The 21,059-nt window shown below is 54.5% G+C and carries 14 protein-coding genes; 5 read left to right on the top strand and 9 right to left on the bottom strand.

The features are described from left to right. Positions 1-34: 34 nt before the first annotated feature. Complete coding sequence (pepN, locus tag VIJ98_RS06825) at positions 35-2,650, bottom strand: aminopeptidase N (RefSeq protein WP_323272941.1); 2,616 nt, start codon at positions 2,648-2,650, stop codon at positions 35-37. 253 nt (positions 2,651-2,903) lie between these two features. On the opposite strand from pepN, the gene pncB reads away from it, so the two are divergent. The 4 genes from pncB to VIJ98_RS06805 all read left to right on the top strand — a co-directional run bounded on the left by pncB (position 2,904) and on the right by VIJ98_RS06805 (position 8,489). Continuing rightward, positions 2,904-4,109, top strand: coding sequence for a nicotinate phosphoribosyltransferase (gene pncB / locus VIJ98_RS06820; RefSeq protein ID WP_036647933.1), 1,206 nt, complete (start codon positions 2,904-2,906; stop codon positions 4,107-4,109). Positions 4,110-4,261: 152 nt separating this feature from the next. Then, positions 4,262-5,662 (top strand): asparagine--tRNA ligase, encoded by a 1,401-nt coding sequence (gene asnS / locus VIJ98_RS06815; protein WP_323272938.1) that lies wholly within the window; start codon positions 4,262-4,264, stop codon positions 5,660-5,662. Positions 5,663-5,961: 299 nt separating this feature from the next. Then, positions 5,962-7,098: a porin OmpF gene (gene ompF, locus VIJ98_RS06810; RefSeq protein WP_308713823.1), complete on the top strand. Its 1,137-nt coding sequence runs from the start codon at positions 5,962-5,964 to the stop codon at positions 7,096-7,098. A 200-nt stretch (positions 7,099-7,298) separates the two neighbouring features. Continuing rightward, positions 7,299-8,489, top strand: coding sequence for an amino acid aminotransferase (locus VIJ98_RS06805; RefSeq protein WP_323272936.1), 1,191 nt, complete (start codon positions 7,299-7,301; stop codon positions 8,487-8,489). A 44-nt stretch (positions 8,490-8,533) separates the two neighbouring features. On the opposite strand, the gene VIJ98_RS06800 is transcribed toward VIJ98_RS06805, so the two are convergent. The 7 genes from VIJ98_RS06800 to cmoM all read right to left on the bottom strand — a co-directional run bounded on the left by VIJ98_RS06800 (position 8,534) and on the right by cmoM (position 19,210). Further along, on the bottom strand, positions 8,534-9,166 hold the full coding sequence (locus tag VIJ98_RS06800) for an MBL fold metallo-hydrolase (protein ID WP_323272934.1): 633 nt from the start codon (positions 9,164-9,166) through the stop codon (positions 8,534-8,536). A gap of 36 nt (positions 9,167-9,202) precedes the next feature. After that, positions 9,203-9,754: a YcbK family protein gene (locus VIJ98_RS06795; RefSeq protein ID WP_008102370.1), complete on the bottom strand. Its 552-nt coding sequence runs from the start codon at positions 9,752-9,754 to the stop codon at positions 9,203-9,205. Positions 9,755-9,941: 187 nt separating this feature from the next. Further along, positions 9,942-11,771, bottom strand: a complete 1,830-nt coding sequence (ldtD, locus tag VIJ98_RS06790) for a L,D-transpeptidase (RefSeq protein WP_036647897.1) — start codon at positions 11,769-11,771, stop codon at positions 9,942-9,944. 156 nt (positions 11,772-11,927) lie between these two features. Then, positions 11,928-16,394, bottom strand: coding sequence for a chromosome partition protein MukB (gene mukB, locus VIJ98_RS06785; RefSeq protein ID WP_323272931.1), 4,467 nt, complete (start codon positions 16,392-16,394; stop codon positions 11,928-11,930). Next, a complete protein-coding gene (mukE, locus tag VIJ98_RS06780) occupies positions 16,391-17,125 on the bottom strand; it encodes a chromosome partition protein MukE (RefSeq protein ID WP_097094359.1) in 735 nt (244 codons plus the stop codon). Before mukE ends, mukB begins: the two co-directional genes overlap by 4 nt. Further along, positions 17,106-18,428 (bottom strand): chromosome partition protein MukF, encoded by a 1,323-nt coding sequence (gene mukF, locus VIJ98_RS06775; protein WP_007887410.1) that lies wholly within the window; start codon positions 18,426-18,428, stop codon positions 17,106-17,108. Before mukF ends, mukE begins: the two co-directional genes overlap by 20 nt. 11 nt (positions 18,429-18,439) lie before the next feature. After that, a complete protein-coding gene (gene cmoM / locus VIJ98_RS06770) occupies positions 18,440-19,210 on the bottom strand; it encodes a tRNA uridine 5-oxyacetic acid(34) methyltransferase CmoM (RefSeq protein ID WP_258144866.1) in 771 nt (256 codons plus the stop codon). Positions 19,211-19,334: 124 nt separating this feature from the next. Between cmoM and elyC the strand changes: the two genes are divergently transcribed. Beyond that, the gene (gene elyC / locus VIJ98_RS06765) at positions 19,335-20,120 is read left to right on the top strand and encodes an envelope biogenesis factor ElyC (protein WP_061723608.1); all 786 of its coding nucleotides are present in this window, start codon (positions 19,335-19,337) and stop codon (positions 20,118-20,120) included. On the opposite strand, the gene VIJ98_RS06760 is transcribed toward elyC, so the two are convergent. Beyond that, complete coding sequence (locus tag VIJ98_RS06760; protein ID WP_154153024.1) at positions 20,100-20,993, bottom strand: YcbJ family phosphotransferase; 894 nt, start codon at positions 20,991-20,993, stop codon at positions 20,100-20,102. The genes elyC and VIJ98_RS06760 overlap by 21 nt on opposite strands. Positions 20,994-21,059: the final 66 nt, after the last annotated feature.

Here is a 21,059-nt window from a genome sequence, read left to right as displayed (position 1 = left end):
GAGGTCGCCATAAATGGCGACCCTACGGTTACTTTTACGCGTTCAACGCCTTGGTGATCTTTTCGTACAGATCGCCAGAAAGCTTATCCAGCCCTTTCAACGTTTCCAGCGCCTTACGCATCAGCGCCTGACGATCGGCATCGTAGCGTTTCAGGCGAATCAGCGGCTCGATCATCCGTGCAGCCACTTGCGGGTTGCGCGTGTTCAGATCGGTCAACATCTCCACCAGGAACTGATAACCGCTGCCATCTTTGGCGTGGAATGCCGCTGGATTGCCTGAGGCAAACGCACCAATCAATGAACGGATACGGTTCGGGTTGCCCATGGTGAACGAACGATGATTCAGCAGCTCACGCACGTTGCTCAGCACATCCGCCGCTGGGCTGGTGGCTTGCAGCACAAACCATTTATCCATCACCAAACCATCCTGATGCCAGCGCTCATCATAGGCCGCCAGCAGCGAATCGCGGCATGGCAGGTTCGCCGCTACCGCTGCCGCCAGCGCCGCTAATGCGTCGGTCATGTTGTTCGCCTGCTGATATTGCGCCTGCACCAGCTTGTCGGCCTGTGCCGCATCGGCAAACGCCAGATAGCCGAGGCAGACGTTTTTCAGCGTGCGCTTGCCAATCTCCGCATGCTCAATTTTGTATTCGCCGCTTTGGTTGGCCAGATAGAGCGCGAAGAATTCGTCACTCAACTCTTTAGCCAGCGTACGTACCAGCGCATCGCGTACTGCCGAGATCGCCAGCGGATCGATGACATCAAACAGTTCGGCGATTTCATTCTCAGACGGCAGCGACAGAATCAACGCTTTCAACGCTGGATCGCCCTGCTCATCCAGCAATACCGCGCGGAACGCGTCAGCCACATGCAGCGGCAGCGACAGCGGCTGACCCTGCTGATGGCGCGCCACGTTGAGGCGAATGTAGGTCGCCAGCAGGCTTTGCGCCGCATCCCAGCGCGCGAAGTCGTTGCGCGCGTGGCGCATCAGGAAGGTAAGTTGCGCATCGCTCCATTTGTAGTCGAGCTTCACTGGCGCAGAGAATTCACGCAGCAGCGACGGCACCGGCTGGAAATAAACGTTATCGAAAATAAAGGTCTGGAACTCTTCGGTAACGTTCAGCACGTGATGCACCGGATGACCGTTATGCTGCAGCGGAATCACCTTGCCTTCGTTATCGTACAGTTCGATATCCAGCGGAATGTGCAGCGGCAGCTTCTCTTTCTGCTCGGCGGTGGCCGGCGTGCGCTGGGTGACGTGTAGTGTGTACTGTTCCAGTTCTGGGTTGTAGTCATCGCGCACCGTCAGAATTGGCGTGCCCGCCTGGCTGTACCAGCGGCGGAACTGCGACAGATCGACATTCGACGCATCTTCCATCGCCTGCACGAAATCATCACAGGTCGCCGCGCTGCCATCATGACGCTCGAAATAGAGTTGCATGCCCTTCTGGAAGTTCTCTTCGCCCAGCAAGGTGTGCATCATGCGGATCACTTCTGAACCTTTCTCATACACCGTTAAGGTATAGAAGTTGTTCATTTCGATCACCTGATCCGGACGGATCGGATGCGCCATTGGGCTGGCATCTTCCGCGAACTGCGCACCGCGCATCACGCGTACGTTATCGATACGGTTCACCGCGCGCGAACCGAGATCGGAGCTGAACTCCTGATCGCGGAACACCGTCAAACCCTCTTTCAGGCTGAGCTGGAACCAGTCGCGGCAGGTCACGCGGTTGCCGGTCCAGTTGTGGAAATATTCGTGACCGATAACGGCTTCAATACCGAGGTAATCTTTGTCGGTGGCGGTTTCAGCTTTCGCCAGCACATATTTGGAGTTGAAGACGTTGAGGCCTTTGTTCTCCATCGCGCCCATATTGAAGAAATCCACCGCGACGATCATAAAGATGTCGAGGTCGTACTCGAGGTTAAAGCGCTCTTCATCCCACTTCATGCTGGCTTTCAGCGAGGTCATTGCCCAATCGGCACGATCGAGGTTGCCGCGATCGACAAAGATCTCCAGCGCCACATCACGGCCTGAACGGGTAGTAAAGCTATCGCGTAACACGTCGAAATCACCGGCCACCAGCGCAAACAGGTAGCACGGTTTCGGGAACGGATCTTGCCACTTCACCCAATGGCGGCCATCTTCATGGCGGCCGCTCTCCAGCTTGTTGCCGTTGGAGAGCAAATAAGGATAACGCGCGGCATCGGCAATAATGGTGGTGGTGAAGCGCGCCAGCACGTCCGGGCGATCGAGATACCACGTAATGTGGCGGAAACCTTCGGCTTCACATTGGGTACAGAGCGCCTCGCCGGATTGGTATAACCCTTCAAGCGCGGTGTTTTTATCCGGATGAATGTCATTAATGATGGTCAGAGTGAAGTTGTCCGGAAGCTGGCTGATGAACAACGCGCCCTCTTCTTCGCGGTAATGCGACCACGGATTGCCATCCACCGCCAGCGATACCAGTGTGAGATCTTCGCCATCCAGACGCAGTTCCGCACCCGGCGCACCCAGACGCTTCAGCTGACTGACCGCCGTAACGCGCGTCGAAGCTGCATCCAAATCAAAAGTCAGGTCGATATCGGTAATGGTGTAATCCGGCGCACGATAGTCGTGGCGATATTTAATTTGCGGCTGTTGCGTCATGAGTCCTTCTCGCATCGTTAAATCGTTAATATGTTGACCCGTCAAAGTCTAAGCGGGTTGTGCCTCGGTTGCCACGGTCAATGCGTGCGTTCGTTGAAAAGGCTACAATTCATTAACAATGGCACAAATGACCCTCGACCTGCCACCCGCAATTATGGTGTGATCGCGGTCATTACTGTTTTATACTCCTGCGTCTTTATGACTTTGTTGAACACCGGGCTCTGCTCCGCGGAAGAGGATGCTGAAACGCACCATGACTGGACATGCTTCCCCGATTTTGACCACGCTGCTTGATACCGATGCGTACAAGCTTCATATGCAGCAGGCCGTCTATCATCGCTATTATGATGTCCCGGTTACGGCGGAATTTCGCTGCCGTGGCGACGAACTGCTCGGTATTTATGCGGACGAGATCCGCGCACAAATTGAAACCCTGCAAACGCTCGCCCTGAGCGACGATGAGTATCACTATCTCAGCGGGCTGCCTTTCTTCCAAAGCGACTACCTTAACTGGCTGCGCCAGTTCCGCCTCGATCCGTCACAAGTCAACGTGCGTAATAACAACGGCCATCTGACGATTCAGATCAGCGGGCCGTGGCGTGAAGTGATTTTGTGGGAAGTGCCGCTGCTGGCGCTGATCAGTGAGGTGGTGCATCGCCATCGCACGCCGCAGATGGGTGTGGATCAGGCGGTTGCGCACTTGCAGCACAAGCTTACGGATTTCCGTCAGCAGGTCGGCGATTTGGATATGTCACGCTTCCAGCTGATGGATTTTGGTACGCGTCGGCGCTACTCCAAAGCGGTGCAGGAAGCGATTGTCGCTACGCTCAAAGCGGAATTTCCGTGGCTGGTTGGCACCAGCAACTACGATTTGGCGCGCCGCCTGCAGCTTAATCCGGTAGGTACTCAAGCGCACGAATGGTTCCAGGCGCACCAGCAAATCAGTCCGGTATTGGCGAACAGCCAACGTGCGGCGCTGCAATCCTGGCTGGACGAGTATGACGACCAGTTAGGTATCGCCCTGACCGACTGCATCACCATGGATGCCTTCCTGCGCGACTTTGGTCCAGGCTTTGCTCATCGTTATCAAGGCCTGCGCCATGACTCTGGCGATCCGGTGGAATGGGGTGAAAAAGCCATTGCGCACTATCAGCGTCTGGATATCGATCCAAAAAGCAAAACGCTGGTGTTCTCGGATAACCTCAATCTGGACAAAGCACTGGCACTCTATCGTCACTTTGGCCAACGTGCCAACGTGGTGTTCGGTATCGGAACGCGCTTGTCATGCGATATTCCGGGCGTTACGCCGCTGAATATCGTGATCAAACTGGTGAGCTGCAATGGCAAACCGGTGGCAAAACTCTCCGACAGTCCCGGCAAAACCATTTGCCAGGATAAAGCCTTCGTGCGCGCCTTGCGCAAAGCCTTCGATCTGCCGCTGGTTAAAAGAGCCAGCTGATTCTTATTGCAGGGTGCTTGCACCCTGCTTTCACGCAACAAATCTCCGATTAACCCGGCAATTTTGCTTGTTTCCTGTCGGCTCGCAAGTAACATAGCAAAACCCTGAAAAAGGGCTTTTATCCACCTTCTTTTATATATAGAGAGAACTTTATGAGCGTTGTGCCTGTAGCGGATGTACTGCACGGCCGTGTCACGGTTGACAGTGAAGTCACCGTACGTGGTTGGGTGCGTACCCGAAGAGATTCCAAAGCTGGTCTTTCCTTTATCGCCGTTTACGACGGTTCCTGCTTTAATCCCGTTCAGGCCGTCGTCAATAATTCTCTGAATAATTATCAGGATGAAGTGCTGCGTCTGACTACCGGTTGCTCGGTGATCATTACCGGCAAAGTGGTCGAATCGCCAGGCGAAGGCCAGGCCTTCGAGATGCAGGCAACCAAGGTTGAAGTTACCGGTTGGGTTGACGATCCGGATACCTATCCGATGGCGGCGAAACGTCACAGCATCGAATACCTGCGTGAAGTGGCGCATCTGCGTCCGCGTACCAACCTGGTCGGTGCGGTGGCGCGCGTGCGTCATACGCTGGCGCAGGCGTTGCATCGCTTCTTCCACGAAAACGGCTATTTCTGGGTGTCGACTCCGCTGATCACTGCTTCGGATACCGAAGGTGCTGGCGAGATGTTCCGCGTTTCGACGCTGGATCTGGAAAACCTGCCGCGCGATCCGCAGGGCAAAATCGATTTCGATAAAGACTTCTTCGGTAAAGAAGCGTTCCTGACCGTATCCGGCCAGCTCAATGCCGAAACTTACGCCTGTGCGCTGTCAAAGGTCTATACCTTTGGTCCAACGTTCCGTGCCGAGAACTCCAACACCAGCCGCCACCTGGCGGAATTCTGGATGCTGGAGCCGGAAATTGCTTTCGCAACGCTGGATGATGCCGCAGCTCTGGCTGAATCTATGCTGAAATACGTGTTCCAGGCCGTTCTCAACGAGCGTGCTGATGACATGGCGTTCTTTGCTGAGCGTGTGGACAAGGATGCGGTTGCGCGTCTGGAGCGTTTCGTAACTACCGACTTTGCTCAGGTGGATTACACCGATGCGGTTGAAATTCTGCTGAAAAGCGGCCAGACCTTCGAGAACCCGGTTTCATGGGGCGTGGATCTGTCATCCGAGCACGAGCGTTACCTCGCAGAGCAGCACTTCAAAGCGCCAGTGGTAGTGAAAAACTATCCGAAAGACATCAAAGCTTTCTATATGCGTATGAACGAAGATGGTAAAACCGTGGCGGCGATGGATGTTCTTGCGCCGGGGATCGGCGAAATCATCGGTGGTTCACAGCGTGAAGAGCGTCTGGATGTGCTGGATGCGCGTCTGGCGGAAATGGGCCTCAATAAAGAAGATTATTGGTGGTATCGTGACCTGCGTCGTTACGGCACCGTGCCACATGCTGGCTTTGGATTAGGTTTCGAACGATTAATCGCCTATGTCACCGGCGTACAAAATGTAAGGGATGTTATCCCCTTCCCACGTACGCCACGCAATGCGAATTTCTAAATTTAGCGATTAATTATAAGTAATTCATATATATAAAGAGGTCGGCCTAGCCGGCCTTTTTTTATTTTTGTAAATTTAGAGTTCTCTCACAAAGTTCCCAATATTTTACATTTTGTAATACATATTTTCCTTTTGATACCTAATCGAGAGATTTGAATCATTTTCGGGCTAGAATTAGCAACCCTGTGATGGAAAGATGCGTGCAGACACAGGAGACATCAAACTTCTTTCAAGGTTCTGTAAAGATTTCTTGGCAGCAGTGGCAGATGTCCAAATAACTCCAATGAGGGTAATAAAAAATGATGAAGCGCAACATTCTTGCAGTGGTTATCCCTGCTCTGTTAGCTGCCGGCGCAGCAAACGCAGCAGAAATCTATAATAAAGACGGCAACAAGCTGGACCTGTACGGTAAAGCTGTTGGTCTGCACTATTTCTCGGATGACGCTGGCAGCGACGGCGACCAGACTTATGTTCGCTTCGGCTTCAAGGGTGAAACCCAGATTAATGACCAACTGACCGGTTACGGCCAGTGGGAATACAACATTCAGGCTAACAACTCTGAAGGTTCTGATGCACAAGACGGCAACAAAACCCGTCTGGGCTTCGCAGGTCTGAAATTTGGCGATGCGGGTTCAATCGACTACGGTCGTAACTACGGCGTTGTATATGACGCAATTGGCTGGACTGACGTTCTGCCAGAATTCGGTGGCGACTCAGGTTACTCAGACAACTTCATGAACGGTCGTAGCACCGGCCTGCTGACCTACCGTAACACCAACTTCTTCGGTCTGGTTGACGGTTGGAACTTCGCAGCACAGTACCAGGGCAAAAACGATCGCTCTGATATCCGCCGTGCAAACGGTGACGGCTATGGCCTGTCAACCTCTTACACCTCACCAATCGGTGTTGGTGTAGCTGCAGCTTATAGCAGCAGCGACCGTACTAACCTGCAGTCTGCTGGTTCAGTAGTAGATAGCAATGGTGATGTAGTAGCGACTAACATCGGTGCAGGTAAGCGTGCTGAAAACTGGGCTACCGCTCTGAAATATGACGCAAACAACGTATACCTGGCTGCAATGTACGGTGAAACCCGTAACTCAACGCCAATCTCAGGTGCGCAAGCTACCTTGGCTGATGGTACTCAAACTACCGTTTCTGGCTTCGCTAACAAAGCTCAGAACTTCGAAGTTGTAGCACAGTATCAGTTCGACTTCGGTCTGCGTCCGTCCATCGCCTATGTTCAGTCTAAAGGCAAAGACATCGAAGGCGTTGGCGATGCTGACCTGGTTAAATACATTGAAGTGGGCGCAACCTACTACTTCAACAAAAACATGGCTACCTACGTTGATTATAAAATCAACCAGTTGAACGATGACAACCCACTGGGTCTGGCTACCGACGACGTTGTTGCACTGGGTCTGGTATACCAGTTCTAATCACCCGATTAGATTTGCGTAATACCTAAAAAACGGAGCCTTCGGGCTCCGTTTTGCATTTCAGTGATCGGCTTCGCAATTAGCTTTTCTACTTTATCCTGCTGACATATTTCTTTTTTATATCAGCGGTTGGCAAGCGTGCCGACTGACGTTAACCTGATAGCTCATTTCGCTAAAGTTCACCCAAACGGAACTGACTCATGTTTGAATCGATCTCTGCCGCACCCGCCGATCCCATTCTGGGACTGGCTGACCTTTTTCGTGCCGATGACCGGCCGAATAAAATCAATCTTGGCATTGGTGTTTATAAAGATGAAACCGGTAAAACGCCGGTCCTCACCAGTGTCAAAAAAGCTGAGCAGTATTTGCTGGAAAATGAAACCACCAAGAACTACCTGAGCATTGATGGTCTGGCGGATTTCGCACGTTGCACGCAGGAGTTACTGTTCGGCAAAGAGAGCGCGCTGATTTCTTCAGGTCGCGCCTGCACCGCACAAACGCCAGGCGGCACCGGCGCCCTGCGCGTTGCGGCAGATTTTCTGGCAAACCAGACCAGCGTGAAGCGTGTTTGGGTGAGCAACCCAAGCTGGCCGAACCATAACAATGTGTTCAACGCTGCTGGCCTCGAAGTGTGTGATTACGATTACTACGATGCAGCCAGCCATAGCCTGGATTTCGACGCGATGGTTGCATCACTGCAGGAAGCCAAAGCGGGCGATGTAGTGTTATTCCACGGCTGCTGCCACAACCCAACCGGCGTTGATCCTTCTGCAGAGCAATGGCAGCAGCTGGCGCAGCTGTCTCTAGAAAAAGGCTGGCTGCCGCTGTTTGATTTCGCCTATCAGGGCTTTGCTCGCGGTCTGGATGAAGATGCGGAAGGGTTGCGTATTTTTGCCGCTTCACATCAGGAACTGATCGTTGCCAGTTCTTATTCGAAGAACTTCGGTTTGTATAACGAGCGTGTTGGTGCATTGACGCTGGTTGCTGCCAGCAGCGACGTGGCAAAAACCGCGTTTAGCCAGGTGAAATATACGATTCGCGCCAACTACTCAAACCCGCCGTCACACGGCGCGGCAGTAGTCGCCACCATCCTCAGCAACGACGCGCTGCGTACCATCTGGATTCAGGAGCTGACCGATATGCGTCAGCGCATCCAGCGCATGCGTCAGCTATTTGTGAACACGTTGGCAGAGAAAGGTGCTAATCAGGACTTTAGCTTCATCATCAAGCAGAACGGCATGTTCTCGTTTAGCGGCCTGACCAAAGATCAGGTGATACGTCTGCGTGAAGAGTTTGGTGTGTATGCTGTGAACTCTGGTCGCGTTAACGTGGCAGGCATGACGCCTGACAACATGTCGGCGCTGTGTGAAGCGATTGTCGCGGTTTTATAAATCAGGCGGCAAATAACGACAAATGGGCCGAAATGGCCCATTTTTTATTCTTGCAGGAACGGATTGCTGAGGCGCTCACGACCTAGCGTTGAGATAGGCCCGTGACCCGGTACGAAGGTCACATCATCGCCTAGCGGCAGCAGCTTAGCTTTAATCGCATCGATTAGGTCGCTGTGGCTGCCCTGCGGAAAATCGGTGCGTCCGACGCCACCGTTGAAAATCACATCCCCTGAGATTAGCAGACGTCCAGCACGATCAAAGAACACGATGTGTCCCGGCGTATGGCCCGGACAAAGCAGTACTTCCAGCACGACATTTCCAACCTGAACAGTTTCACCCTCTTCCAACCAGCGATCGGGCATCAGCGGCGCGCATTCAGGTAATCCAAACATGCGGCTCTGTGTAGGCAGATTGTCTAACCAGAAAGCATCAAGCGGATGCGGACCGACAATCGGCACCTGATAATGTGCCGCAAGTTCCGCAGCGGCACCAACGTGATCAAGATGTCCATGTGTGAGCAGGATTTGTGACGGCGTTAAACCACGTTCTGCCAGCACGGCTTTGATGGTTTCTGCATCGCCGCCGGGATCGACCAATGCGGCTTGTTGGGTTTCGTCATCCCAAATAACTGAACAGTTTTGGGAAAAAGCCGTAACCGGAATAATTTGGTAATTCATAGCGCTCCATGACCGACACACGCAGCGCTGCCGGTATCAGGACCAGTGCCTTGCAGGCCCGGTATCTATGTGTACGAAGTTGCTGCGCGGGTAATATCCTACACCACCGGCGCGCATAGATAACGCCGCTTTGCGAACATTGCTCAACGAAATTCCCTCAATGTGGAAATCCATCGCTTGTCCTTTGGTGTGATAGCTTTTTTTCGCCACGCCCGGACCCGATTCACGCAGCATGGTGTTGGTGGCTAAGGTGCGGTAACCCGAGATCAACTGCACCGGCTTACGCGTATCGAGCAACGTTTGCAGGCGGTAAAGCTGATCAAAAAGATGGGGATCGATGTTCTTCACCTGATTGGCGCGGTAATCACGGAAAAAGTGATTTAAGCGGGCTAACTCATCCTTGTCATAACGCTTACCGTTAAAAAACTCCGTTTTGAGGGTTTCGCCGGTGTGAAGGTTACTAAGTGTCAATACTCGAGGGCGGGCGGTGGAAAGCGAAGCCAGAGCGGAGCCAGGAAGCAGTGATAATCCTGCTGCTGCGCCTCCAATCAAGAGTAATCGACGACGTTGAGAATCAATATTAGCCATGAAGCGAGGTTACCTAGTCTAAAGCGGATAAAATATGTGCGAAAAATACACAAGGCCGAACATTAACGTCCGCCTAAGACTCAGTCAACCCAGAATATGTTGCAGAAGACCAAAACCAGCTCAAAATCAAATTTTCGAGACTGGTCTTGGTTAAATTCATGTGAAGAGAAAACAGCCAAATCAAGTACTAGAGTAACAATTGGCCGGCTTTATACAGCACCTGACTGCCGGAACGCGCAGGGTTATCATAATTGTAAATATCTGTACGATATTGCGGAAGTCCATCATCTGCAACCCAGGCTGTGAGGTAGTAAAGGTTCACTGGTATACGATGGCGAATCGGCACATAACGGGTATTCCCCTCTTTCAATGTGTCCGAAATACGGCCGTCATTCCAGCCCACATCCTGCAATAGCAGATCGGCCAATTCCGAGGCTTTATTGACGCGCACACAACCCGAACTGAGCGCACGAATATCACGCTGGAACAGATTATGGTTAGGCGTATCGTGCAGATAGATAGCATCCGAACTCGGCATATTAAATTTGTAGCGACCCAGCGAGTTAGTCGCGCCTGGCGCCTGACGAATGCGATACGGGAAGCTCGCCGCCGACACCATATGCCAGTCAATCATTGAAGGATCGATCACTTCCGCATCCGCGCTCCAACCCGACAGCAGCGTATAACCGTGTTTATACAGATAGCTCGGATCTTGCTTCACCTTCGGCACAATATCCTGGCGCACCAGCGTGGTTGGCACATTCCAAGGTGGATTCAGCACCACATTATTTAGCGCGCTGCGCATCAGCGGCGTTTTGCGGTCGGGACGGCCCACAATCACGCGTGATGATAAAATGGTAGCGCCATTGTTGTAGTAGGTCAGCGAATAGTTGGGAATGTTTACCATGATGCCGTTATGCATATCATCTGGCAGCAGACGCAGACGCTGAATATTGAGCGCCAGCAGCGAGGCGCGCATCTGCGGCGGCACATTCAGCCATTCACGTGTACGCGGACCAATTGCGCCATCATCGGCTAAGCCTTGCCAGTGCTGGAAGCGTTTCACACCTTCCACCAGTGCAGCGTCATAGACGTTGGGGCCGGTTGCCGCTGGATTGGCAGCCACATTATTGGCGACTTCAGGCGTAGCAGCGAGTGCCGGAGCCGCATCAATATCATCAAAGTTCGCCGCAGATGGGCTCACCGCCACCGGCTGATTGCTCTGACTCACCGGAACCGGCGCCGTGGGTACCGCATCTTCCGCCGGCGTTGGTGTAGTGCTGTGGCTGGCGGTCAACATACCGGTGCGTTGCAGAATCTCACGCAGTGCAGGCACATCATTGCTGATTTGTCCTGGGCGCAGCGTAGCGGTATCACGCAGCTGTGGCCACGGATGATGATCGTTTAGCAACGTTTTCAATGCATTATGCATCGGTAGATATTGCGGATGCTGCGGTTGCAGTGACACCACGAAAGTACGGCTGCCACCACCATTCACCGCATTCTGCCACTGATTGATGGCCGCCAGCGATGGCATGGTCAGCTTGTACGGCACGTTGCTGTAAAGCCAGGTTTCACCCTGCGTCGGCACATTGGCAACAAATTGCAGATAGCCAAGCATTGCATCACTGAGCACGATATCGCGCGCCAGGCCTTTAATGTTCGGATTGGTTAGCCGCTCCACCCAGCGAGTGAACTGCGGCTGCACGCCTGAGAGCGCCACTTCCGCAAGCTGCTGCTGGAAAGCCTGCACCGCTTGCTGGTCCTGCCACAGCGGTGCCATGTCACGCGACGCATAAATGCCGGCCAAGCCTGGCAGGTAGAAGGGTTGTTCAGTGGCGCTAAACGCCTGCTGAATCTGTTGCTGACTGGCAGCAACCGACATCGAACTGTGATGCGTCGAGTTGGGTAGCGTGGAGGTGATGGCCGCATGGCTGACAGCCAGCGGCGATAATACCAGTGACAAACCGAGTGCTACTGCAGCACGACTCATTTTGCGCTTATTGTTTAGCAACATCCCTGCCCCCTTCTCACCAATGACATAGCGCCCTGTGATCGCCATGTACAGCCATACTCTTAATGTTGAGTATACGAATAAAAAACGGCATCTGCCTCTAAGTGCCGATGCCGCATACAGATTAAACGTAGTGCTGTTTTTTAACCAGATTAAGCGCTATGAATTCTCATATTCAAGACCGACCTTAGGACTTTGATCCTTGCTCGGTGCAGGATCCGCCGAGAAGCCGCGCAGACCAACCACATGCACGTGTTCGGTGTTATTGAACATTTTACGCACCAGTTTGTAAGTGGTGCCTTTTTCCGGGCTGATATTCTCTGGTGCCGCGATGATCAGCTGCATCTCCAGACGTTCACATAGCTCAAACAGCGTGGCGATTGAACGGGCATCCAGACGTGCCGCTTCATCGAGGAACAGCAGACGACACGGCGAGATATCTTTGCCGCGCAGACGACGTGATTCCTCTTCCCAGCTCTGCACTACCATCACCAGAATCGACATCCCGGTACCGATCGCTTCACCGGTCGAAAGCGCGCCACTCTCTGCACGCAACCAGCCATCAGAGCCACGATTCACTTCCACTTCCATCTCAAGATAGTTGCGGTAGTCGAGCAGCTCTTCACCAATGGTTTGCGGCGTACGCTGGCCCATATCGATCTGCGGATTCAAGCGCTGATAGAGTTTCGCCAGCGCTTCCGAGAAGGTTAAGCGGTTGCTGGTAAACAGATCCTGATGCTGTTCATGCTCTTCCGACAGCGTATCCAGCAGCGTTGAGTGCGCTTCACGCACGTTAACGTTGAGGCGCACGCTGCGCACCTGACCAAAGCTCACAGCTTGCAAGCCCTGGTTCAGCTGGCGGATACGGTTCTGCTCGCGCTGAATGGTTTTGCGAATGATGTTCGCCGCGCTGCGTGAGCTGATTGCCAGCGTCTGTTCACGCGCCGTCAGCTCTTCGGTCAGACGATTCAGCTCGATTTCCATCTGCTCGATGGCTTCAACTGGATCGTCGGTACGAATGATGTCCTGACGAATACGTTCGCGCAGATGCTGATAGACCGCGATAAAGAACTGAATCTTACGTTCCGGACGTTTCGGGTCTTCCGACATGCGCAGCACATCGCGCAGATGCTCGTTATCCGCTACCGCCAGACGCAGCGCACCCAGCGCCTTATCCGACATCGAACGCAGCTCATCGCCGCTGAGATAGGCCAGCTCGCGACGATGCAGACGACGCTCAACGCCGTTCTCTTTAACCAGACGCAACACCGTGCACCAGCCGGCTTTCGCGCTGACAACCTGCTCACGAATCTGATGATAATCGCGTTCTAGCTTGCGCAGTTTCTTCTGCAGGCTGTCCATTTCGGCTTCACAGAAGGTGATCTGTTTTTCCAGCTGGTTGCGACGCGCACGGTTGTGGCTCAACGCGCTGTACAACTCGTCACGACGAATGCGCGCGCGCTCTTCTGCGCTGGCATCGGCATGCACACCGATGTCCTGCATCTCTTGCTGCAACTCTTTCAGCATGTCGCGTTTGGCATCGTAAGAACTTTTCAGCGAAGCCAGCACCTGCGAATACTGCGTCAGCTGCGCCTGATGTCCACGCAGACGTTCACGTGCGCGGCTGCGCTCACCTTCCGCCTGTTCCAGACGCTGACGCAACTGTTCATTGAGATCGCTGTTGCCGCCCAACATGCCAGCCGAACTTTCATAGCTGAAGTGCGCACGACGCTGCACCACTTCGGTCAGGGCAAAGGCCTGCTGACGCGCATCGCGCTGCTGCTGCTGTGCCTGCTGATAGTCACGTTGCAGCTGATCGTGCTGCTGCGGATCGCTTTGCAGTACAGAAATCAGCGGCTCCAGCTTGCTGAGTTTATTGCCGTGTTGATGCAGGAAGCGCGCGGCTTCCTGCGCTTCTTCGACGCGCTCGCGGATCTCTTCACAGCGATCGCCAAGCGTATCGTCGAGCAGCAGATTAACGCGTGGCAACAGGCGGTTAAGCTGGCTGACGCCCTCTTTTGCCTGCTCAAACTGCGCGCGTTGCTGCTGATTGTCATTTTCATGCTGCGCCAGCGCCCGCTCCAGCTCGCCACGGCGGCTGTTAAGCTGACGAATCTGCGCTTCCGGATCTTCATCAAACGCCACTGCTAAATGGCTGCCGATAAAGCGGCTGAAGGATTGATGTAGACGCTGGGTTTTCTGCACATCAAACGACAGCGTGGCATAACGCTCAGCCAGCTGTTCACGTTCGTTGTTCAGCAACTCAAGCTGGTTTTCACGCGCCGCGCGACCAAACAGCGGCACTTTCGGGAAGCGGGAGTAGCGCCACTGACGTTCAGCCACTTTCACTACCACCGCTTTTTCCAGCTCTTCGACGCTAAATACGCTGTCGTCAAAGGCTTGCGGATCGCCTTCAATCAGATAGAGATCTTCCGGGCACTCGTCTAAACCGTCGAGCAAGTCGCGCACCAGCGACAGATCCGGCACCACGATGGCGTGGCGCGATGGACCGTATAACGCCGAGAAGTACGGCGCGTCATCCAGCGTAACGTCATCATAAATTTCCGACAGCAGCACGCCGCCAAAACGTTCCGCCAGCTGCGTCAGGCGCGCATCTTCCGCGCCGCCCGGCTGGCTCAGACGTTCAATCTGCTGTTCAACTTCACGCTTACGCGCGGCCAGCTCGTCGCGTTCAACCGTGGTTTCACGCTCGCGCTCCAGCAGTTGCTGCATAAATTCAGTGATCTGCTGGCTGCTGGTCAGCTCCTGACCGGTTTGCTCGCTCAGCTGCGTCAGAATTTCCTGCGCCGCCAGCCAGTGTGGCGCACGCGCAGTCAACGCGGTGATGCGTTCACGCAGCTGCTCCAGCTCCTGACGCATCAACATGCGGCGTTCACCGGCATCGGCGACGCTACTATTCAGCTGTTCAATCTGTGCTTCGAGTTCACGCTGCAAGCCATCCAGCGCATCCGCATCGTATTGCTGGCCCTGACGTTTGCAGAAATCCGCCAGCAGACGCTCTGCATCATGCTGCTCACGCAGACGGGTTTCTAATTCATTGAGACGCAGACGCAGCGAGGAGAGTTGTTCAGCATGATGGCGCTGATTGCCGGCGTCACGCAGTAATTCGCGCCCCACTTGCCACGCATCCTGACGACCGACGTCACCGGCGATGTTGGTGACTAACGCTAACGCTTGCTCAAATTGGCTGTGCGCCGCTTCGGCGACGCTCAGCTTCTGTTCGAGACGCAGCAGGCGCTCGGTGGCTTCCTCTTCACGCGCCTGGAAGGTTTCCTGCCATTCAGCGGCGTTATCGATAGATAAATCGGGCAGTTGACACTGCGTGCGTGCTTTCTCCAGCGCCTGCAAGGCTTGCTGATACTGAATGGCACGCGTCTGCTGCACGTCGAGCGCCTGCTGGAAGTCGGCAAGCTGGCTTTTCAGCTCATCCACTTCCACTTCGGCTGCTTCGGCGCGTGCTTCATTCTCTTCCTGCACTTCGCGCGCTTCGGCTACAACTTCATTCTGCTCTTCGAGGCGATAGGTCAGCTCTTCCAGATCGGCATCGTAACGCTCGATTTTCTCCTGCTGGCGCATGGCGGTTTGCACCAGATTCAGGTGGTCGCTGGCGCCCTGATAATCGCTTTCCAGATCGCTCTCGGCGCCGTTGTGCTCGGACAACTCGCGCGCCATTTCAATGTGGCGATACTGCTCGGAAATCAGCTGATTGCGGCTGGTAAACAGCTCATTACGCAGCTGCAGCGCGCCGTCGAGGTGAATGCGGCGCTCGTTGGCGTGGCGCATGTAGTCGGCGGAAACATAGCTGGTAGCTTCCGAAATCAGATGCTTAAACAGGTCGCGATCCGATTGGGTGACGCGAATCGCTTCCAGCGTCATACGGTTTTCCCGCAGCGCGGCTTCCATATCCTGGAAGGCTTTACGCACGCCGCCGTTTTCTGGCAGCAGGTAATCGCGCAGCGAGCGGGTGATGGCGCTGGAGATACCGCCGTACAGTGAGGCTTCGATCAGACGATAGAACTTGCTGCGATCGCTGGCGTTACGCAGACGACGCGGCACCACGCCGAGCTCGAACAGCACCGCATGATAATCGGTGACCGAGTTGTACTGTTTGAACTGCACGCCTTCCTGCGCTTCCACGCGCTCCTTCACTTCCGTCAGCGGCAATACGCGCGCCTGACGGTTGTTAAGGATTTCGGTCAGCATATCGGTGGCCTGTGAATCGCTCGGCAAGCCGTGAATACTGAATGGCTTGATATCGACCTTTTTATCGCGTCCCGCTACCTGCTGCAGACGTACGCCAACAATCACGCGTTGATGGCGTGAGTTGACCACATCAAGCACCGAATAACAGACGCCAGCGCGCAGCTTGCCGTGCAGGCCTTTATCACGCGAACCTGAAGTTGCACCGGCTTCGGTGGTGTTACGGAAGTGCAGCAAGGTTAAGTCAGGGATCATCGCCGTAACGAAGGCGGCCATGGTGGTGGATTTACCCGCACCGTTACCGCCCGAAAGCGTGGTGACCAGTTCATCAAGATCAAAAGTACGGGCAAAGAAGCCGTTCCAGTTGATCAGCGTTAGCGAACGAAATTTACCGCGTTCAATCATGCTTGTTCATCCTCCGCGTTATCACTCGCGTCGCTTTCAGCGTCAATATCGTTATCTGCTTCATCGTTTTCTGCCGCAGCCGGCGCGCTTTCCAGCGTCATCGCTTCACCGTCACGAATCAGGCGCAGCTGCGCTTCACGCGCATCGTCACCGCTGCGCACGTCGGCGCCAAAGCGGAACACCGATTCGGTGATGCGGAATTTGCTGCTGTCGTTGCCCATAAACCACACCATGCCAAGACGGCGCAGGCGGCTCAGCGACGCACGCATTTTTTCCTGCAACTTGGCGCGGTCAAGATCGGAACCGGTGGAACGCTGATTTACCAGCTTGAGCAATTTGCTCTCATCGGCCAGCGACAGCAGTTCGTCATACAGCTCTTGTTGGGTAAAAATCCCCTCATTTGCCAGACGTTCCGGGCTGAGGTAGAGGTAGCAAAGAATTTTGCCCACCATCATGTCCAGCTCGGACAGCACCGAGCGCGGAATCAAGGTGGTTGAACGCGGACGCAGATAGAAGAAGCCTTCCGGCGCACGGATCAGCTCAACGTTGTAGCGCGCGTAAAACTCTTCGAGATATTCCTGGTAATCCATCAGGAAGGCGTGATTATCCAGCTCTTCAATGCCAATGTGGCGACCCGCGCGTAACTGGCTATCGAGCGCCGGGAAAATCGGGTTTGCCAGAGCCAATGCCAGTTTGACTGGCATCACTTGTTCAATATTTGTCGATGACATGTGCCTGCACCTTGGCTCCGTAATCATTAATGGCCTGCCATTGCGCAGGCAGACCGGCTAAATCAGCTTCGGCCACGCCGAGTCGCACCGCTTGATCGATGACGATACGCGCCAGATCAAAGTGGCGCGCGCGCGGATACTGCGACAGATAGTCGCGCATCACCGTGGCAAGATGGAGCGGCTTCTGCTCCTGCTTATAAATTTGCAGCGCCTCTTCGATCATCGCGGCCAGCTGCTCGCGAATCTCATTAAACTCTTCGTATTCCATTTCCGGCGGCAGCTCGCCCATCACCTCGTCATTACGCAGCGTCATCTCTTCATCGCGCATATCGTAGAGACGATCGGCATTGGCGTAGGTCAGCGCCCACGGCTGATCGAAATAGTTTTGCACCGACAGGCGTAAACGCTGCGCAAACACGCGGTTCTTATCCATGTCGATGGCGGTACGAATAAACTTGTGTACGTGGCGGTCGTAGCCGATCCACAGATCGATAGCCTGCTGGCCCCAGCTGATAATGCGATCGAGCTTGTTTTGCAGGTCAAACACCAGCTTATCGACAAAGCCCAGATCCGGGCTGCTTAGCGTCGCATCCTGAATGCGCAGTAAATTGGCCTGCAGCTTATCGCCCGCCGCTTCCAGCGTATCCTGCAGTTCACGTAGCGTACCGGAGGTTTCCGACAGCAACATTTCACAGCTGGAGATCGCTGCGCGCCAGTCTTTGTTGAGCAGATCGGCAATATCGGTTTTCACCGCTTGCTGCTGCTCATCCATCAGACGTTGCGTCATGTCGATGCTATCGAAGATTTCCGCCACCGAATATTTCAGTGGTGCAAACACGTTGCGATGCCAGTGGAATTCGTCACCGTCTTCTTCGGCGGCGTCTGCGGCACGTTTTAACTCTTGTGCCACAATCGACAACTGCATCGACAGGCGCAGCGTGGAGAACTCGCGCTGACGGATGTAATAGTCGGTAATGCCGATGGCGAGCGGCGTCAGACGATAGATGGCGTGGCCTTCCGTCAGCTCGCTGGTAAAGCGATTAAGCAAGCGCTGACGCACCATGTCATTGATGGCGTTGTTGGCACGGACCTGCACGGTTTCGTGAGTTTGTTCGAATGCTTTGCTAACGTGACGAAACGCGTCAATCAGCTCGCCTTCACTCATCTCGCCGTCCATGCGCTCACCGTTTAAGGTGGCGATGGCCAGCAGAAAGGCCAGACGTTCTACCGGCAGCGCAAGCGAAAAATCGTTCTTGCGCGCCCATGCCACCAATTCGGGGACCGTCTGGGAAAATTCGCTCATAGTTGATCCTTCTAACTGGGTTTGCGCGCGGTCACGTGGATATAGCGCCCTAAACTTAAAAAGGGCTCCTGGCGACAGAAACGCCGTTCCATCTCAATGATTTCCTCAACGCTCTTCCCTGCGCCGGGTTGCGGCTTCATGTAATCACAGAAGACGCGAATGCCCGCACGCCGTTCAATTTCAAATCCACAGTTTGTCAGCCAGCGCGTCACATCATCGGGATCGCGCGGGAAATCGGGCGACAGCGTGCGCTTTTTACGTTTGCTCATATTGGCGCGCATATAACCGAAATTGCCGAGCGTCAGGGTGCGGAAGGTTAAGCCGTGCGCGTTATAAAACATCAACGACAGCACGCCGCCGGGCTTGAGCGTGTGCCACAGCGCTTGCAGCACCTCTTCCGGATGCGCGACCCATTCCAACACCGCGTGAAACAATACCAGATCAACCTGCGTATCCAAATGTTCGCCCACCTGCTGGGCGCTAATTTGTTTGAATTGCATGTTGTGGCTCACACCTGCGGCGAGCGCATGGGCTTCCGCCAGCTTCAGCATCTCAGCAGAGAGATCGCACAGCACTACCTGATGACCGCGTGCCGCCAAGCCGCTTGAGACTTGTCCCACGCCGCCGCCGGCATCCAGCACCTTCAAGGATCCGGCAGGCAGTGTCGGTAACAGGGCTTCCAGCTCGTCCCAGACAATCGCCTGGCGCACTTGCCCTTTGCGCGTGCCATAAATGTTCTGTGAGAATTTGTCCGCCAGATCGTCAAAGTTACGATCCTGCATGATGATGGCTCCGCTTTGCTGCATTCAACTTGTGCTATTTTGTCACAGGCTCAACAAGAATGAACCTTTCATGCCGCAGTAACCGTCTGGCAGCTGTTTTTTTGGACAAAAGAGGCCATATTCGATGTTTTTCGCATTTAAAAAAGTCATTGGCGGGATGTTGCTCCCCTTGCCGCTGCTGTTATTGCTGATGGCGGCAGGACTTTTGCTGCTCTGGTTCAGCCGCTGGCAAAAAAGCGGCAAAATCCTTATCTCTTGCAGTTGGCTGCTACTGCTGGTGTTAAGCCTGCAGCCGGTTGCCGATCGCCTGCTGTCACCGCTGGAAAATCATTATCCCACCTGGAACGGTAACGAGCCGGTCGATTATATCGTGGTGCTTGGCGGCGGCTATACCTTCAATCCGAATTGGGCGCCGAGTTCAAATTTAATCAGTAATAGCTTGCCGCGCGTGGCCGAAGGCGTGCGTCAGTGGCGGCGCTATCCGCAGGCGAAAATGATTTTTACAGGCGCAGCAGCCGGCGAAAACCCACGCAGCAGCGCCAGCGTGGCGGCTGAAGTGGCAGAAAGCCTGGGCGTGCCGCCAGAAGCGATTATTCAGTTGGATCAACCTCGGGATACGATTGGTGAAGCACGCGCGGTGAAACAGACGATTGGGGAACATCCGTTTTTACTGGTGACCTCCGCTAACCATCTGCCACGTGCGATGCAATTCTTCCAAAGTGCTGGCATGAATCCTCTGGCTGCACCGGCGAACCAGCTGGCGGTGACATCGCCGCTCAACTGGTGGGAACGCGCGATTCCGTCACCGCTGTGGCTCGGTCACAGTGAACGAGCGATCTATGAAACGCTAGGACAGATCTGGCAGAAGCTGCGCGGTGACGATCTCACCTCAACCCAGCCAGGGGAGTAATTGCGCCCGGGCATGATCGAAACGCGGACGGTCAAATTGTCCGCTGCTGACCAGCGTGTCGACGCAATCCCACAGCTGATACAACCAGCGTCGCCAGAGAAAACCTTCCGCCACGGGCGCACGCTGCAGATAGTGTTGCAGCAGTGACGCTTCTGCGCCGCTATCCGCCAGGCGCATCAGATCGTATTCGCGCGGTGCCCAGAGAATGTTGCCCGGCTGCATCATCGCAATCAGCTGATCGCTGTGCGCATCTTTCAGCATGCTGGCTAAGCGCAAATTGCCGTGCATCAACACGCAAGGATCGTCAAACCCGTTGAAAAGACGCGGTAATAGCTGACGGCTGCGAAACAGAATCTGACGATCTTCCAGCGTGAAAAACGGCGGCGATAGATAACCCAGCGTTGACCACAACACATCTACCCGCTGGCGATACCATGCGGGCCAGCTATTCTCCTGCACGCTGTCCACGCTACCGACTAAGCCATGACTGTCGATGCGATGCCACGCCAATACGCCTTCGACGATCTGCTCGCACAGCTGTTCCCAGCGTGCTGCGCTGCGTGCCGGAGCTTCCGCCGAGACGCCGTTAAAGCGCGCCATCAGCAACATTTCATGTACCGGCTTTTGCTGGCTGAGCACCAGACCAAACACTGCGGGCACGGCAATTAAGCCATCATGGCCGAGCATGGTCAGCTTTTTGGCTTCCAGCGCAGCACGTCCCTGATGACGAAAATACTTTGCCACCAGCGGCATCGGTTTACCGGCGTTATCGTATAGCGCATACAACCGCGTGTGCGTATTCTCACTAATGGTTTCGAGACGGCTGATGCTTTCACCGAGCACCAACGCGAGTTCTGAACGGAGCTGTTCCATGCAATATCCTCCGAAGTCAAAGGGCTGGAATATGCTGGAGGTGATGGCGGCGCAAATCTTAGCGCC

This window comes from Pantoea sp. S18, from assembly GCF_045689705.1.
Taxonomy (GTDB): Bacteria; Pseudomonadota; Gammaproteobacteria; order Enterobacterales; family Enterobacteriaceae; genus Pantoea; species Pantoea symbiotica.
The sequence above is the reverse complement of the archived record's forward strand: the minus strand, read 5'-3'. Positions and strand labels throughout refer to the sequence as shown.